Source organism: Shewanella sairae (genome assembly GCF_023283535.1).
GTDB lineage: Bacteria > Pseudomonadota > Gammaproteobacteria > Enterobacterales > Shewanellaceae > Shewanella > Shewanella sairae.
On sequence record NZ_JAKILT010000001.1, the window covers coordinates 57,361 to 74,792 of the forward strand.

The window sequence follows — 17,432 nt, forward strand, 5'->3', positions numbered from 1 at the left end:
CTTAACGATTTTGACTCTTAAAGGGTCGCTCGAATAATTGGATGCGATCTTCAATATAGCTAGTAGCTTGCCGACATTTACCTAGTCGACTATGCAGCGAAAGGATTTCATTCTGCAGTTTGATTTTGTCAGCACTATGACAGTTTTCAAGTGAAGATTGCAAATTTTCAATTTTTTGTTCGATAATTTTAGCCCAGTTCAAATGTTTATTAAGTTCTTCATAGAGTTGATGACTATTTTGCATCACATTTGAGGCTATCCAACTGAACCCACTTTCGCTATGGGCTTTATTACCCCGTTTAATGGCATAAGCTCGGCGGCTACGTTTTTGTTGTTCAATTGATTTTACATTGATGCCAGTAGTGTTGAGCGCACGTCTTAATGCGCTAAATCTGTCTTGTATTTTCTCGCAGCTCGAAACAATCGTGTACGGAGAGCGTTTTGCCCGTACTAATTGCTCAAGTTGAGCAATACTTTTTGATAATTGCTCGATACAAGGTTGCAGCTGACCACCGACTTGAATAAATAACTCACTATTAAAGCGTTCCACATCTTGCATCATCTTGCGTTGGCCGGGAGGGAGGTGAGAGTCGTGCTGCAATACTTCTTGCTCTAATTGCTTTAGCTGTAATCTGAGCTTGCGAACAAGTTCGTCGGTTGTCATAACCAGGCACTCCACACTAACTGCGCTGCTATTAATAGTATAACGGTAATAAATATTGGGCGAATAAAGGGCAAGCCAAATTTTATCGCAGAGTGGGCACCTAAGTAGGATCCTGCCATCATACAAATTCCCATTGAAAGCCCAATCACTATGTGTACTTTGCCTAGCATTAGGAAAATAATCAGCGAGGTTAGATTACTGGTAAACGTCATAGCTCTGGCTAGACCACAACTATATAGTAGTGGTAGTTGGTGCAACCCTGTACTCGATACTGTCCAAAAAGCACCAATTCCTGGTCCGGCAAAACCATCATAAAAGCCTAATGGTAACCCTTGCAGCCATTGCTTGAGCTTACTTTTGGCTTTAGTTGGGATTTTATGGTTGTTGTCGCCCATCGCATTGGGTTGAAATAAGGTATAAAGCGCGATGGCGATAATCATTATCGGTAGCCATTTTTCTAGCCACTGGTTATCAATCAGATAAACAATAAAGCTGCCAATTACGGCACCGATAAAGGTGGCGATAAAAGTGTTATACCACAATGATGGTGAAAATAGCCGCTGCTTATAATAAGTATAAGCGGCCATAGACGAGCCAAAACTGGCTGCTAGCTTATTAGTACCAAGCGCCATATGTGGCGATACGCCCATGGTAAGCAATGCGGGAATCGATAGTAATCCACCACCGCCCGATACCGCGTCAATAAATCCAGCAATAAAACCCACTAATGCCAGTATGGCCCAGCTACTTGGGTCGAGAATTAAGTCCAATGCTTGTCCTATTCAATTACACGGCGAAAAGGCGGCAGGGCGTCGAGTAAAGATTTGCCATAACGTTTAGTCACCAAGCGTCTGTCTAATATTGAAATGCGCCCATAGTCTTGCTCTTTACGTAACAATCTACCACAGCTTTGCACTAATTTGCGCGATGCATCAGGGATTGTCAGCTGCAAAAATGGGTTGCCACCCTTAATTTTAATGTATTCCGAGTGCGCTTGCTCAACGGGTGAGGTCGGCACCGCAAACGGTAGCTTGGTAATAATGAGGTTAGTCAGGTATTCGCCTGGTAGGTCGAGACCTTCTGAAAAGCTGCCGGTACCAAAAATGATACTTGGTTTGCCATCATCGCAGCGTTCTTTGTGTAGCTTGAGTATTTCCTGTCTAGGCATAGTGCCTTGAATCAGTAAGCCTGTTTTTATTTTACTTTCGACAAGTTCGGCAACCTTTTCCATCTGCCAATAGGATGCAAACAAGACTAAGCTCGCCATTTCATCTTCAATCAAGGCAACAATGTGCTTAGCAAGTTCGTCGGTATATTTATCGTCTGTGGGCTCGCAGTCCATCTTTGGCAAAAATAGTGTGGCGTTTTGCTCAAAATCAAACGGTGAGTCTAAGGCTAAATAGCGGCTACCGTCGTTAATTGACAGGCCAACCTGATGGGTGAAGTGATTAAAGTTATTTAGGGCTCTCAATGTAGCACTACATAACACCACGCCAGCGGCTTTATCCCACAATAGGTTTTCAAGCATAAAGCCGACTTCAATCGGAGACGCACTAAACAGGTAATCGGCTTGTTTACCGGTTAACTGCTCGATCCAACGCGCCATAGGTGCGCCTTTCGGGCTGTCTTCTTTGGCCATCATCTTCCACAGTTTTTGCAGGTTCTCTAAGCGTTGTAGCATAAAGCCTGTTTCTGATAATAAAGCTTCCGATTGATGTTTAGGGATCTCGCCATCTTTAATCGCTTCATTTAGCAAACTCAACATTTTGTTAAATTGCTTGAGCGCTAAATTTGTTGCTGTGCCGAGGTTCTCAGCTAGTACCATTAACGCTGGTGGCAGCTTACCGTGCTCAAAACGAAAACGGTTTTCAGGGTTATCAAATTTGGCTGACTGGGCATCGCAAAATTGTGCCACTTGATTAAGCATACCTGCGATATCACCGATGTGATCCAGCATCGACTGGGTCGGTGCAATAATATAATTACTCTTAATTTGGTTTTGCAGCTTACTACAGGTTTTAGTGAGCTTTTCTAACCAGTCGTTGGCGCCGCGCACTGTCGATTGAGCACTACTAAAATCTCGTGCCACTATCGGTAAATGATGGGCCTCATCAATTACATAATAAAGTTCTTCAGGATCGGGCAGAATAACGCCGCCACCTAACTCTAGATCGGCAAATAACAAACTATGGTTGGCAATCAGCACGTCCCAGTTATCAATATCTTCACGTGCTTTATGGAATGGGCAGTTACGATGGCTTGCCAATTGGCGGTGACAGCTGTGTTTGTCACAGGCAATTTGTTGCCATAGGTGATCGGGCAGAGGCTTGGTTAATGTATCGCGTTCGCCATTCCACGTACCTGCCTGGTAGTCTTTGAGCAAGCCTTCAAGCATATCAACTTGGCTTTGATCGGGTTTTGTTTGCCACATGGCCATTTGGCTACTGTTGTCAGGCCCAACCATCATTTCTAGCTTAGATAGACAAACATAACGCTGACGACCTTTGACTAAGCCAAAAGTAAAGTCGAGACCTGATTGTTGTAAAAAGAATGGCAGGTCTTTATGCAGTAATTGCTCTTGTAATGCGACGGTAGCGGTTGCAATACAGACTTTTTTCTTGGAGGCGAGCGCTAGCGGAATCGTGCCTAATATATAAGCTAGAGATTTACCAATACCTGTACCTGCTTCGACCACAATAATACGGCGCTGCTTGTCATATTCACCTGCAAGCGTTTTTGATATTTCCGCGACAATATAATTTTGCTCGCGGCGCGGGCGAAAGTTAGGCAATGAGGTAGAAATGCCTTTATATATTGTACGAATTTGGGTTTTAACGTCTGCGGATAACATGAATGCACTAAGCTAATAAATAGTGCTGTACATAATAACAGTGATTACTTAGCCTAAGAAGCGTTTAGTGATTATTAGTGTATTTAATTGAGTATAAAGTATGAATTCAGGTGCCAATGAGCTGCAACTTCTTCAAGGCCGAGTATTAACTCGCCATGCCATTCATCGACAAGGCAGCTTATTTTTACAGTACTTTGTACAAACTGCGACAGGCCCTGTGACTGTCGAAATCCTCAATCAAGAACATGTGTGCTTTGTTAAAAATGTAGATGGGGCAAGATTATTGGCAAGTGAGGGGCTGAGAAGTATCCGCGCTAGTGAACTAACGCTTAAAAGCTTTCATCATGATCCGATAACCGCACTTTATTGTAATGATGGCCGCCAATTACGCCATTTAGTGCGGGTTGCCAAAGATCTTGATATTGAACTATTTGAATCGGACGTTAAAACTGAGCATCGTTTTTTAATTGAGCGCTTTATTGCGCTTGATGCCGAGTTTTATGGTTATTTTATTGATCTGCAAGATACTTCATCACAACCGGTATTTGTAGCGACTAGAGCAAGGCAGCTTGAAAGTGATATTGAGCTTAAGGCGATTTCTTTAGACTTTGAATGTAGCATAACGGGGGAGCTGTATTCAGTTGGTCTATATGGTCAATCCGTTGATGGTGTTATTTATCAAAAAGTGATTATGGTGGGAGATGAGCCCGATACTGAGCCGTGTTCACCATCGGGCGAGTCGATTGAATATATAGAGTGGGCGCTAAATGAAGTCGACTTGATCCACCGACTCATTGCTTGGTTTCATTACTATGACCCCGATATTATTATTGGTTGGGCAGTCGTCACCTTTGATTTAGCTTTGCTTTACCGCCGCGCCAAGCAACATCAAATCGCGCTGAGTATCGGCCGTGGTGCCCAAGCACTTAGCTGGAAAGTAGAAGACAAATACCGCCCAGAAACCTTGTCTTTACCTGGGCGAGTGGTACTTGATGGTATTGACTGGTTAAAAGCTGCATTTTATCAGTTTGATCGTTATTCATTGGAGTTTGTTGCGCAGGCACTGCTTGATGAAGGCAAAGCTATCCATAACGTTGATAACCGTATGGATGAAATCAATGACTTATTCTTTAATGATAAACCAGCTTTAGCACATTATAACTTAACGGATAGCCGCTTAGTTTGGGATATTTTTGAGAAAACCCAGTTATTTGATTTTGTGATTGAGCGCGCCAAGTTGACTGGATTAGAGCTTGGCCGAGTAGGGGCCTCGGTAGCGGCATTTAATAACCTATATTTACCGCATTTGCATCGCGCGGGTTTTGTTGCGCCGAGTAAACCTGCCAGTGACGGTATTGAAAGCCCCGGTGGCTATGTCATGGATTCTGTACCGGGTCTTTATCAGCATATCTTAGTGTTGGACTTTAAGAGTCTATACCCTTCAATTATTCGTACCTTTCTTATCGACCCCAAGGGACTTGTTGAAGGTACGTCGGAAATTGGTGATGCTGTACCAGGGTTTCTCGGGGCGCAATTTAGCCGCGATAAACCCATTTTGCCCATGTTGATTAAAAAGCTCTCTGAAGAAAGAGAGTTAGCCAAGTCACAGAAAAATGCGCCTTTATCCCAAGCCATCAAGATTATTATGAACTCTTTATACGGAGTGCTGGGTTCCCGTGGTTGTGTCTTTCATGATGCACGCCTTGCTAGTTCTATCACCATGCGCGGCCATGAAATCATGAAACAAACACGTCGCTGGGTTGAAGATGAAGGCTTTGAGGTGATTTATGGTGATACTGACTCAACTTTTGTGTGGCTGGGCGATGATTTTGCCTTTGAACAAGTTCAAAAAACGGGTAAAGCGCTCGCAGAGAAGATTAATTTGCTTTGGCAACAAAAGTTAAAGGCTGAATATGATTTAGTGAGTTTTTTAGAGCTTGAGTTCGAGACTCATTTTGAAAAGTTCTTTATGCCCACCTTGCGCGGTTCGGTTGAAGGTTCCAAAAAACGCTATGTAGGCACTAAGCGAGAGCAAGATGGGTCACTAAAACTCATATTCAAGGGAATGGAGCAGGTCCGCAGCGATTGGTCACCATTAGCCAGAAGAGTGCAGTACGAACTATATGAGCGATTGTTTAGCGGACAAGACATCGAAGCTTATCTTAAAGAGATCATTAACGGACTAAACCGGGGATTTCTTGACCGTGAACTGGTGTTTACTAAGCAGCTTAGGCGTAACCTAGAAGACTACACTGCGAAATCAGCTCCGCACCTTAAAGCCGCACGTAAATTATGTGATGCAACGGGGGATGGGCAATATGCAAAACGCGGCGCAAGAATCGAATATGTGATGACCTTAAATGGTGCCGAGCCAGTCAGTTATTGCACAAGTAAAATTGATTATGACTACTACCTAACTCGCCAATTAGAACCTATAGCTGAACCAGTACTTTCTATTTTGAAAACTAGTTTCAGTGAGGTTACTACAAATCAAATGTCGTTAATTTAGTTTGAAATGAATTAATGGGCTGCTGCCTAAATGTTAAGAGATGGTTCGGTCTCTCGCTGTTTCTGTGTTTACTAGTTAATTGAGTGCAAAATCTGCCTGATAGTGTGATGTTCGTCTTTGAGTGGTTGCTAATCTTTTGCTAATCTCGCATTTAATCAGGATAGAAAGAAAACAACGGAATGGAAGACGATTTGAATGAAGCAGACTGAACAACATTAAGGTTAGGCAAATTAAATGAAAAAAACTCTAGTAGCATCAGCTTTGGCAGCAGTTATGGTTGTGCCAACAGCATCAGCAATTGAAGTATATAAAGACGAAAAAAATGCAGTAGAAATTGGTGGTTGGATTGATGCTCGAGTAATTAATACTCAAGGTGCTACAAAAGTTGAAAACGGCGCATCTCGTATTAACTTTGGTTTTACCCGTGATATGGGCCAAGGCTGGAAAACATTTGCGAAAGTTGAGCTGGGTTTAAACCTAGTAGGTAATAGCTCAATGGACAGAAACACTGTAGAGCTAGAAGATGGTTCTGTTATTAATGGCTACAACTCTAACTCGAATGACTTTATTAGCACTCGCTTAGGCTATGTTGGCCTTGCTCATGATACATACGGTTCATTGACAATTGGTAAGCAATGGGGCGCTTGGTACGATGTGGTTTACAACACTAACTTAGTTAACACTTGGGACGGTAACACATCTGGTACTTACACTCTTAATAAAGCAGACGGTGCGATTAACGGTACTGGTCGTGGCGATAAGACTGTTCAATACCGTAACGCGTTTGGTGACTTTAGCTTCGCTGTACAAGCACAGCTAAAGCAAGACAGCTTCGAGCTATATGAAGGTGACGTTTTCCCTGGTTCAACTGGCGCTGCTGCAAGCACTAATGTAATTGGTACTGTTGAGTATGATTATACTTACGGTGCGTCTGCTACATATAACGCAACTGAGAACTTAATTCTAACAGCGGGTGTGAACGTTGGTGAATTCGATGCAACTTACAATACAGGTAAGTCTGTACAAGAAACTGATCTAATCTTCGGTGCTGGCGCAACTTGGGGTGAGTTTAACGCAAAAGGTTTTTACGGCGCGATTAACGTTAACAAGCAAGAATACCACGATACAGATAACCTAAACCGTTATATTCCTGAAGCGTGGGGCCTAGAATCTCTAGCATCTTACCACTTCGACAACGGTTTACGTCCGTTAATCGGCTATAACATCCTAGAAGCTAGCGATGAATATGGTGCTGCATACAGCGGTGATGTGTTTAAGCGTCAATTCCTACTAGTGGGTTTACACTATGTATGGGATAACAACACAATGCTTTACCTTGAAGGCCGTAAAGACTTCAGTGACTTTACAAGCACTAATAAGGCACAACAAGCCGCTATGGAGTTTTCTGAGGACGACGGTATTTCTATCGGTATCAGATACTACATGTAAGATATTTAGTTTTAACGAAAAGGCGCCTATAGGCTAACACCTTTTTGTTAGGCAAATGTTCTTATAGTAAGTTTAATATACCCTCAAGCATTTATGTTTGAGGGTATTTTTTTATGTTCTATTTTTGACCCTCTTAGGGTTGATTAGACAGTCTCTATCTGCGGTGTCGGAGCGACTTTGAGTAACGGGTATGCAAAAAGTGTTTACGCTGCATTTTACGTTAACAAGCAAGAGTTCCACGGTACTGACAAGATTGGTCATTTGAGGCCTGAAGCTTGGGGCGAGTTCGAAGCGGCTTATAACAGCGGAGTTAAGCGTCTGTTTGTTATTGTTGGTGTGCCGTATTCTTGGGGGCTCAAACACAGTACTTTATTTAGAAGGCTGTAAAGGCTTCAGTGATTTCAATGCTACAAACGAAAAGAGGGGCCAAGTCAGAAGGTGGCGATATCGTTATTGGGGTCCGTAACGTTATTATAATAAATAGTAATTGTTAATTTGTTTTACCAATTTACTAAATCGTTTATTGGAACTGAGTTCGTTTGAACTCGTTTTTTATTTTAAGAATGTAATTCAAATAAATTGTATTTAACTCAGGGTTTTACTTTCTTAAAGTGAATTGATACCTGTAATTATTACGTTACACTTCCGTACCTGTATACTAATCCTTTGCCTATATTGGATTTCAACTTCAAGTACCTATTAATTATAGCTCTTGGCTACTTCGTAAATTCAAAGCCGTTCAGGTTGCGATATTTTGGTCAGTTTCGGAGACATAAATGATAGTCGATTGTTGATGCTCTTTGTCTATAACTAACAGATGCTTATGCAGTATCTGAAATCTAGCGTTTCCACTACTTTCGCATTTCTTACTTTTTCTAAAAACTAACTAAGCTCTGGCCATAAATATGCTGCGATTTGTTTTGCTAGCTTTCTTAGGCATTTGGATCCCGTTCATTTGCGCAATATGTATCCACACATCTGAATGTAAGGATTTAAGTGTTGCAAAAATGTTGCGATTGTGTTTTTATTTGTTTGCGCGGTTTGAGTCTTGTTAACAATTAAATAAAGTATCGAGCGCTCGAATTGCTAAAAAAATAAAAGAGAGTCCAGGGAGATTTATAATGTATAAGAATAATGTATTAGCTAATTCAGTGCGTTTTGCACTCGTTAGTGGTGCAATGACAGCAGCATTCACCGCGCCAACAGTTATGGCTGTAGAAGAAGATGGTGTAGAACGTATTGAAGTAACAGGTTCGCGTATTAAGCGAACAGATATGGAAACAGCTAGCCCTATTACGGTTTTTTCAGCTGCTGATATCGCCGCAACCGGTGTTACAACAATGGAAGATTTTGTACAAAGTATTCCTGCTATGAATGGCGGTGCTGAAGGTTCTTCTGTCAATAATGGCAGTCGTGGTTTTGCAACTGCTTCTCTTCGCGGTTTAGGTTCAGGAAGAACCCTTGTTCTAATCAATGGCCGTCGCTTTGCTTCTGGTGATTTAAACTCGATTCCAACCGCCTACGTTGAACGAGTAGAAGTTTTGCGCGATGGTGCTTCTACTATTTATGGTTCAGATGCTATTGCAGGTGTTATTAATTTCATTACGAAAAAAGATTTTGAAGGTGTCCAATTCCAAGCTCAGTACGATACAACTTCTGAAGGCGATGGTGAAAAGACGTTGTTTTCTGTTACTACTGGTGCATCCACCGAAAAAAGTAATGTAGTTTTATCTCTTCAATATACTGAGCGTGAAAAAATTCTTCAGGGTGATCGTGGATTCTCTGAATGTCCGTTATTTGAGCGTGACGGACAGAAAGTTTGTGGCGGTTCAGGGACTATTCCTTATGGTCAGTTCTTCAATAATAATTATAGCGGCCATGTGAAGGACCCTACTACAGGAGAGGTTCGTCCTTTTGATCAAGCTATTGATGGCTTTAACTATGCCACCACAAGTTACATGGTTACGCCACAAGAAGTGTTTAGCATCAATGGTGCTGGTCGTTTTGATATCACTGATACGGTAAGTACTTTTATCGAGGGTGGTTTCACCAATCGTAAATCTGATCAGTTAATGGCGCCTGAGGGAACCTTCTGGGGGCCAACTATGCCAGCTTCTAATCCATATAACCCAGTAGGCGAAGACATTTTCGTTGTACGTCGCCTTCGTGAAACCGCTGGTCGCGCATTTACTCAGGATTTTTCTGATTACAGAATGGTTGCAGGTTTCGAAGGTGTTGCATTTGATGACTTTGACTGGGATGTATCATACAACTTTGCTCGTTATGTTGATGCTCGACTGGATGAAGGCCGTGTAAACCCTACCCGTGTTGATACATTGCTCGATCCTGATCTGTGTAGTGCCGATGCTGATTGTCCTGAAGTCTGGAATATTACTGAAGCTGGTACATTAACCGAAGAAATGATCGCTTATGCATTTGTGCCAAACTCTCCTATAGTTCGCGGTGAGACCCGTCAATTACAAGCTAATATCTCTGGTGGTTTATTTGGGCTAGAGTTACCTGGTGGGGAAGTAATGTTTGGTGCTGGCTATGAAAAGCGTTGGGAGGAATACTCGAGTACTCCTGATGGTGCAGCTTCTATTGGTCAGATATATAGTGTAGCTGGTGAGGCAACGGAGGGAGAGTATTCTGTTGATGAACTTTACGCTGAAATGGACTTTCCTATCTTATCGGGTGTAGCGTTCGCTGAATCCCTTCGCTTTACAGCGGCTGTTCGTTATTCAGATTTTGACTTTCTAGATGATAGCTCAACAAATACAAAGTTTGGTCTTGAATGGTCTCCAGTCGAAGGCTTGCTACTTCGCTCTACTTTAGCTACAGGGTTCCGTGCACCAAGCGTATCAGAACTATTCGCACCTCAGTCAGAAACCAACCTTGCTTATAGTGACCCATGTGTAGGTTATGGAAGCGGTAGTCAGAATGCAATCGTCAAAGCTAACTGTGCTGCTGAAGGTTTACCGGGTGATTTTGAGTTATCTTCAAATCAGTCAGGTACGATTGTTGGTGGTAGCCCAGACTTAAAGCCTGAAGAGTCGGATAGCTTAACAGTTGGTATGGTTTACAGTCATGATAGTGGTTTTAGTATTGCACTAGATTATTATGACATTGAGATTGAAAACGGTATCGGTACAGCTGGTACAGATAATGTTATTTCAGCTTGTTGGGGAAGTGCGAATTTCTCAAGCCCGTTATGTGACTTTGTTGAGGGCCCTGGCCGAACAGGCGATGCTCCTCATCCGACATCACCTTATCGTACAGCGCTAGGACCTGTAGCAGGCGTAGTTCTTACCAATGCTAACTTAGCTACATTCCAGACAAGCGGATTCGATTTTGATGTTTCGTATAAAACAGAGATCGGCTCTGGAGATTTTAGTGCCGTACTTAATGGTACTTATCTAGATAAATATAATTACACTCCGTTTGCTGGCGCTGAACAAGTAGAGACTGCAGGTAAAGTTGCTGCAGACCAATGGGAGACAACCCTTGCTGTATTCTCACAGTGGCGCACTAACTTAACTCTTGATTATGTTATGGACGACTGGGCATTTACTTGGCAGACTCGTTATCAGTCAGAAGGTGAAGACTTATTTGCGAGCGAAGATAACTTAGATAATATTGCAGACGCTGTATTTTATCATGACGTTCAAGCTACTTATTTTGTTCTCGATAATACTTCGGTAACTATGGGTATAAAGAACTTATTTGATCAAGATGCTCCTTATATTACTAACAATCAAGATATGAACACAATTCCTGCATCTTACGATACTGCCGGTCAGTATTGGTATGCACGTGTAAATGTGACATTCTAAGCCTTAGTATGTAGATGAAAAGGCCAAGCATATGCTGGCCTTTTTTATTTTATTGACTTTCATTGGTAAATGTAATGGATAGAATTCGAGTTAATAAAAATTTAACTGGCGGTATAGAATTATACAGAAAAGGGTTGTACCAAGACTCGCTGACTTTATTATACTCTATTCACAATATAGCGCCCAAAGAGCCTAATGCTTTGTTCTTTATAGCTTTGAATCATCGTTATTTAAAAGACGTAACTGCGAGTATTTTTTATTTTGAAAAGCTAATAAGTTTGCATAAACTACCAGGTTACTTTTGTGCTTACGCTAATATGCTTATTTCTTTTGGATTAGAGCTCCGAGCTATACCTTTATTAAGACAATCAATTTCCATCGATCCTTTCCATTTTGATTCATACTATAACTTAGGTAGGGCGGAACAGAACCTTGAGCTGTATAGTGAAGCCTGTAATGCTTATGTAAAAGCAAGAAAACTAAATCCATTACATATCGGCTGTTGTATAGGTTATTCACAGAGCTTAAGTAAATGTAATCAAGTTGAACAAGCAATCGCTTGTTGTGAGTCTTTTTTAAAAGAAACCTCTACATCTTTTGAGGTCCTATATACATTAGCGGGTTTTTATGAGCATTTAGACCTTCTTGATAGCGCTTTAACAACCACTTGTATGTGTTTAAAGCTTGTGCCTGAAAGCAGAGAGTCTAGGTTACGTTATGCAATATTACTTCATAAGTTAGGCAGTGATGAAGAAGCTATCGCGGTATTTAAAGAGCTACTGGCTACTTTCCCTTATGATCTAAAAGTTCACCATGAGTTATTTAAGATACTTTGGTTAAAGGCTGAAGCTGAACCTTTTAAGTACTATTTAGAGTTTAGTCGACAGGACCCCTCAAACCCACTCGTCTTAGACTTAGTTAAAAAGTTAATTAAAAACGATGAACTTGAATTAGCATTGGAAAAAATAAAGATTTATATTTATGAAAAAAAGGCCACATCTGAAGCATTAATTATTAAAGCGCATTTGGAACGTGAACTTGGTTTTTTTCGACTATCTTTAGAAACTCTTGAGAGTCTTTCTGTAGAGTCTAAAGATACTGAATGTGCTTTATATGAAAAGGCTATTACTTATTTATGCCTACAGCAATTTCTAGAGGCAATATGTTTAGCTAGAAGAATGATAAGCCTTTACCCAAAGAATCAGGCAGGAAAAGCTTTGTTATCAAGTTGTTTAAAAGTTGCGGGGCATGAAGTTGAGTATCGTCAATTAAATGATTACGATAATTTAGTAAAATACATACCTGTTTTTGAAGATGAAAAAGATCACTTTAATTCTCAATTAAAAAGCAGTTTAGAAAGGCTTCATAAAACAAATAATGCTCCATTGGATCAATCATTACGCTATGGGACTCAAACAGAAGGGCGGTTATTTAATAAAGGGGTTACTACTGTTGATGAGTTGGAAAAGAGAGTTGCCTTAGTTATTAGTGACTTTTTAGAGGGGCTTTCTCAACATCATTTCACTGAGTACTCTGGAAGTTTCAAAATTACTGATTCCTGGTCCGTTATTCTTAGGAGCAAAGGCTACCATAAAAATCACTATCATAGCGAGGGTATGTATAGTGCTTGTTATTATGTGGATGTCCCATTTGCAGTCGAAAAGGAAGGTCAGGGATGGCTAAAGCTAGGGCAGCCAGAGTTAAGTCGGTGGATCAAGTTAGATGCCGACTTTTACCTAAAGCCTTTAACTGGTTGGTTAGTTATTTTTCCTTCTTACCTTTGGCATGGAACAACTCCTCTCCTTGAAAGTTCTGAGCGAATCAGTGTAGCTTTTGATATTCAAGTTCTTTAAAAAATGAGCTTAGCAAAGCTCATTTTTTTAAAGCTTTTTACTGGAAATCTAGATTCTGTAGAATAATTATAGCGAGTGTTATTTGTAATCTTTCTATTTAAGTCAATTTGATGGGCAACTGTGTCTTAGCAAAATTTTCAGTAATTTGTAATTTAGTATCTGCTACAACCAGCTGATGTTAATTAACTGTTAACTTGGAGGTTGAGTGGGTTTCTATGCTATACCTTTGATTATCAAATGTTTTACTTTCACCTTTTCAAGCTTGACATCTATCTTTGTTAGTGAGTATCCCCAATAGTTATCCCAAAAAACCTATCTTGTTTGTTTTTCGTGCTGAAAGCTTGTTTTCTGATAGTTTTACCCATTTCAAAATGTTGACACAGGTCAACATTTTGTGAAATGATGCCAGCGGGTCTACATCCTCGAAGATGTAGAAAAGGGAAGATAATAATTAACAATCACAATAGAAAGACAGGCTTAGGCAATAGGGAACTAAAGCAAAATAAGCGCATGCACCCTGTTGTTGATAAGTTAAAGCTTTTTTAATCACTTCAAATTGGTTGGGAACTATGTCCAAGGTAAGCAATAAAACAAAAATCGCTACAGCGCTCATTGGCGCACTAGCCTTAGCAGGCAGCAACTTAGTGATTGCCGATCCTCTTTCAGACGTTCAGAACGCTGACAGTAAGATTCATACTGAAGCTGCATCGTCTCAAAAGAAAGTTGATAAGTATTTTGATCAGGCTCAGGACATGTTGTTCGAGTACGGGTCAGTTGCTGACGAACGTGAATCACTAAAATCTTACAACGATTACGTAGCAGGCTTGGTAGCAGATCAGCAAGCTACAATGAATTCTATTCAAGATGATATCAACGGCGTTGATTCATTACGTCAAGGCGTAGTGCCATTGATGTTTAAAATGGTTGATGCATTAGAGCAGTTTGTTGCTCTTGACCTTCCATTCAACACTGAAACACGTGTTGAGCGTGTAGAAAACCTAAAAACTCTTCTTAATAGCGCAGAAGTAACGCTTGCAGAGAAATATCGTCTAATTCTAGATGCATACTCAATTGAGCGTGAATACGGTTCAGTATTAGCAGTAAAAAGTGGTCAGCTAGAACTTGATGGTAAAGAAGTACTTGTAGACTTCTTTAACCTAGGCCGTGTCGCACTATATGCACAAAGCTTAGACGGTAAGTCTGCTTGGATGTATAACAATGAAACTAAAGGCTGGGATCCACTAGCTGATAGCTACCTTCGTGATCTAACTAAAGGTATTCGTATCGCTCGTAAACAAGGCGCACCGGATCTATTCTCGTTACCAATTCCTGCTGCGGAGGCTGCACAATAATGAAGAAGTTTATCACTACAGCAATCGTTGCTGCGAGCCTGTCATTATCGGCCGGTATTGCTAGTGCTGCAGATGCACCTAAAACAATTGATCAACTACTAAACCAAGTTAAAGTTGATCGAGCAAACGCATCTAAGTCTAACGCAAAGCGTGAGCAAGAGTTTAAAAATGAGCGTGGCGATAAAGCTGCACTACTAAAGCGTGAAAAGAATGCTTTAGCTGCAGAGCGTCAACGCGGTAAAGATCTTAACCAAGCGTTTTTGGATAACGAGCGTAAAATCGGTCAGTTAGAAGAAGACTTAAAAACAGCTCAAGGTGACTTGGGTGAAATGTTTGGTGTTGTTAAAGGTGATGCGGGTGATTTCGCTGGTAAGATAGCGGGTTCTAACGTTTCTGCTCAGTACCCTGGTCGTGACGTGTTTATAGCGGATCTAGGTGCGCGTAAGCAACTTCCAAAAATTGACGAACTAGAGCGTTTTTGGGAAGAGCAGCTGTTTGAAATGGCTGAGTCTGGAAAAGTTGTTAAGTTCGAAGGTGCTGTAACTGGTATTGACGGTAGCGTTAATAACACAACTGTAACTCGTATCGGTGCTTTTAACTTAATCGCTGATGGCAAGTATGTTGTTTACAACCCAGATCTTGGTCTAATTCAGGAGCTTTCACAGCAACCTGATGGCTACCAAGTAAAGTCTGCAGCAGCATTTGCACAAGCGACATCTGGTACAGCGTCTGTTTATGTTGACCCTGCTCGCGGTGTTCTACTAAACATCTTTACGCAAAAAGCAACAATTGAAGAGCGTATCGAAGCGGGTGGTACTATTGGTTACATCATTATGGCTCTACTAGCACTAGGTGCGCTTATCTCTATTGAGCGTCTAATCACTCTAGGCGTTGTAGGTGCTAAAGTTAAGGCACAGCGTAAGAACCTTGATAACCCAGGTAATAACGCATTAGGTCGTGTACTTAAAGCTTACCAAGACAACAAAGATGTTGATGTTGAAACCCTAGAGCTGAAACTTGATGAAGCAATTCTGAAAGAAACACCAGCACTAGAGTCTCGTATCTCAATCATCAAAGTACTAGCAGCTATCGCACCTATGATGGGTCTACTAGGTACTGTAACCGGTATGATTGCAACCTTCCAAAGCATTCAGTTGTTCGGTACAGGTGATCCTAAGCTAATGGCTGGTGGTATCTCTATGGCACTTATGACTACGGTTCAAGGTCTAGTTGCTGCTCTACCATTAATGCTTATGCACGCTGTTGTTATCGCTCGTAGTAAGTCAATCGTACAGGTACTTGAAGAGCAAAGTGCTGGTATCGTAGCTGCGCACGCTGAGAAGAGGAAAGCCTAATGTTATTCCTGATGGATATCTGGGATTCCGTCAGGGGCTTCATGGCCGCCGGGGGAGACATCCTCTGGTTAGTGGCTGGTGTATTGTTTGTTATGTGGGTATTGATGCTTGAACGCTACTGGTATCTAAATTGGGTATCACCAAAGCAGCACAAAGCAATCATTAGCGCATGGGAAGCACGAGAGGATTCAACCTCTTGGTATGCACACCGCATCCGTGAAGCTTGGGTATCCCAAGCGAAGCAAGATTTAACAGCACGTATGCTGATTATCAAAACCTTAGTGGCAATCTGTCCAATGATTGGTCTACTAGGTACCGTTACCGGTATGATTTCAGTATTCGATGTGATGGCAGTTCATGGGACGAGTAATGCTCGTATGATGGCAGCTGGTATTTCAATGGCAACCATGCCGACAATGGCGGGAATGGTAGCAGCATTATCAGGCGTATTTTTTAGTACACGTCTAGATGCAAAAATGAAAATCAGTTTAGCAAAGCTAAAAGACAGCATGCCGCACCACTAGAGAGAGATTGAACATGGCACGTAGAAAGCATTCAAGCGTAGAAGAAGAAGCTGAGATTGATATGACCCCGATGCTCGACATCGTGTTCATCATGCTTATCTTCTTTATTGTAACAACATCGTTTGTAAAGCCATCAGGTCTTGACTATAACAAGCCTGAAGCGTCACAAGCGACTAAGAAGCCTTCAGCTAACATCTTTATTGGTGTGAGCAACACCGGCATCATCATGATGGAAAACCGTCAAGTTGATATCGAGCGTGTAACTGCAAACGTTGAGCGTATGCTTGCAGAAGCACCTGAGGCTGCAGTATTGATTCAAGCAGACCAAGAAGCTAAACATGGCTTAGTGGTTAAGGTACTTGATAACGTTAAAGCTGCGGGTATCGATAAGATATCTGTATCGGCGGGGAATGAATAATATGCTGAGAGGAATAGTATCACTGATAATTGGTGCTGCTGTGACTTTTGCCTTATTTGTTTTCATGGCATTCTTGGTAGGTGGCGGTCCAACCCGCCACGAAACCTCGACAGAAACTCCTGTCATTGAAATAACCATGAATCGAGATGACGCATCAGCGCAGAAAAAGCCAAGGGTTAAGCCTAAACCGCCTACACCCCCAGAGCAGCCGCCAAAGCCGGATACTACGCCACCAGATAGTTCATCTGACATTGATACCAATATGTCATTTAGCATGGGTGGAGTTGATGCCGGTGGTGCAAATACTGGATTTAAACTAGGCAACATGATGACGCGAGATGGTGATGCTACACCTATCGTACGAATCGAGCCTCAGTATCCAATTGCTGCAGCACGTGATGGTAAAGAAGGTTGGGTACAACTAAGCTTTACGATTAACGAACTTGGTGGTGTTGAAGACGTTAAGGTAATCAAAGCAGAACCTAAGCGTTTATTTAACAAAGAAGCTCGCCGAGCGCTTAAAAAGTGGAAGTACAAGCCAAAAATTGTTGATGGCAAAGCCCTTAAACAACCTGGCATGACAGTTCAACTTGATTTCACACTAGATAAAGGAGGCAGATAATA

General features: G+C 41.5%; 13 protein-coding genes. 10 read left to right on the forward strand and 3 right to left on the reverse strand.

Going from position 1 to position 17,432, the window contains the following annotated elements; translation table 11 throughout:
- Nucleotide 1 precedes the first annotated feature (1 nt).
- From L2748_RS00235 to dinG, 3 genes are read right to left on the reverse strand one after another with little or no spacing between them, the layout of a single operon-like run.
- On the reverse strand, nt 2-664 hold the full coding sequence (locus L2748_RS00235; protein ID WP_220780772.1) for a primosomal replication protein: 663 nt from the start codon (nt 662-664) through the stop codon (nt 2-4).
- Nucleotides 661-1,434 (reverse strand): sulfite exporter TauE/SafE family protein, encoded by a 774-nt coding sequence (locus tag L2748_RS00240; RefSeq protein WP_220780771.1) that lies wholly within the window; start codon nt 1,432-1,434, stop codon nt 661-663. The genes L2748_RS00235 and L2748_RS00240 overlap by 4 nt, the downstream gene beginning before the upstream one ends.
- Before the next feature lie 8 nt (nt 1,435-1,442).
- Complete coding sequence (gene dinG / locus L2748_RS00245; protein ID WP_220780770.1) at nt 1,443-3,515, reverse strand: ATP-dependent DNA helicase DinG; 2,073 nt, start codon at nt 3,513-3,515, stop codon at nt 1,443-1,445.
- A gap of 100 nt (nt 3,516-3,615) precedes the next feature.
- Between dinG and L2748_RS00250 the strand changes: the two genes are divergently transcribed.
- The 10 genes from L2748_RS00250 (at nt 3,616) to L2748_RS00295 (ending at nt 17,430) form a co-directional block, all read left to right on the forward strand.
- Complete coding sequence (locus L2748_RS00250; protein WP_220780769.1) at nt 3,616-6,024, forward strand: DNA polymerase II; 2,409 nt, start codon at nt 3,616-3,618, stop codon at nt 6,022-6,024.
- Between the two features lie 234 nt (nt 6,025-6,258).
- The gene (locus L2748_RS00255) at nt 6,259-7,473 is read left to right on the forward strand and encodes a porin (RefSeq protein ID WP_220780768.1); all 1,215 of its coding nucleotides are present in this window, start codon (nt 6,259-6,261) and stop codon (nt 7,471-7,473) included.
- 177 nt (nt 7,474-7,650) lie between these two features.
- Nucleotides 7,651-7,860, forward strand: a complete 210-nt coding sequence (locus L2748_RS00260) for a hypothetical protein (protein WP_220780767.1) — start codon at nt 7,651-7,653, stop codon at nt 7,858-7,860.
- Between the two features lie 734 nt (nt 7,861-8,594).
- Complete coding sequence (locus L2748_RS00265; protein WP_220780766.1) at nt 8,595-11,306, forward strand: TonB-dependent receptor plug domain-containing protein; 2,712 nt, start codon at nt 8,595-8,597, stop codon at nt 11,304-11,306.
- Nucleotides 11,307-11,380: 74 nt separating this feature from the next.
- A complete protein-coding gene (locus L2748_RS00270; protein ID WP_220780765.1) occupies nt 11,381-13,159 on the forward strand; it encodes a putative 2OG-Fe(II) oxygenase in 1,779 nt (592 codons plus the stop codon).
- Nucleotides 13,160-13,728: 569 nt separating this feature from the next.
- A complete protein-coding gene (locus tag L2748_RS00275) occupies nt 13,729-14,511 on the forward strand; it encodes a DUF3450 domain-containing protein (RefSeq protein WP_220780764.1) in 783 nt (260 codons plus the stop codon).
- Nucleotides 14,511-15,866 (forward strand): MotA/TolQ/ExbB proton channel family protein, encoded by a 1,356-nt coding sequence (locus tag L2748_RS00280; RefSeq protein ID WP_220780763.1) that lies wholly within the window; start codon nt 14,511-14,513, stop codon nt 15,864-15,866. The genes L2748_RS00275 and L2748_RS00280 overlap by 1 nt, the downstream gene beginning before the upstream one ends.
- Complete coding sequence (locus tag L2748_RS00285) at nt 15,866-16,390, forward strand: MotA/TolQ/ExbB proton channel family protein (RefSeq protein ID WP_220780762.1); 525 nt, start codon at nt 15,866-15,868, stop codon at nt 16,388-16,390. The genes L2748_RS00280 and L2748_RS00285 overlap by 1 nt, the downstream gene beginning before the upstream one ends.
- Nucleotides 16,391-16,403: 13 nt before the next feature.
- Nucleotides 16,404-16,808 carry an ExbD/TolR family protein gene (locus L2748_RS00290; RefSeq protein WP_220780761.1) on the forward strand — a complete coding sequence of 135 codons (405 nt, stop codon included), beginning with the start codon at nt 16,404-16,406 and terminating at the stop codon, nt 16,806-16,808.
- 1 nt (nt 16,809) lies between these two features.
- On the forward strand, nt 16,810-17,430 hold the full coding sequence (locus tag L2748_RS00295) for an energy transducer TonB (protein ID WP_220780760.1): 621 nt from the start codon (nt 16,810-16,812) through the stop codon (nt 17,428-17,430).
- Nucleotides 17,431-17,432: the final 2 nt, after the last annotated feature.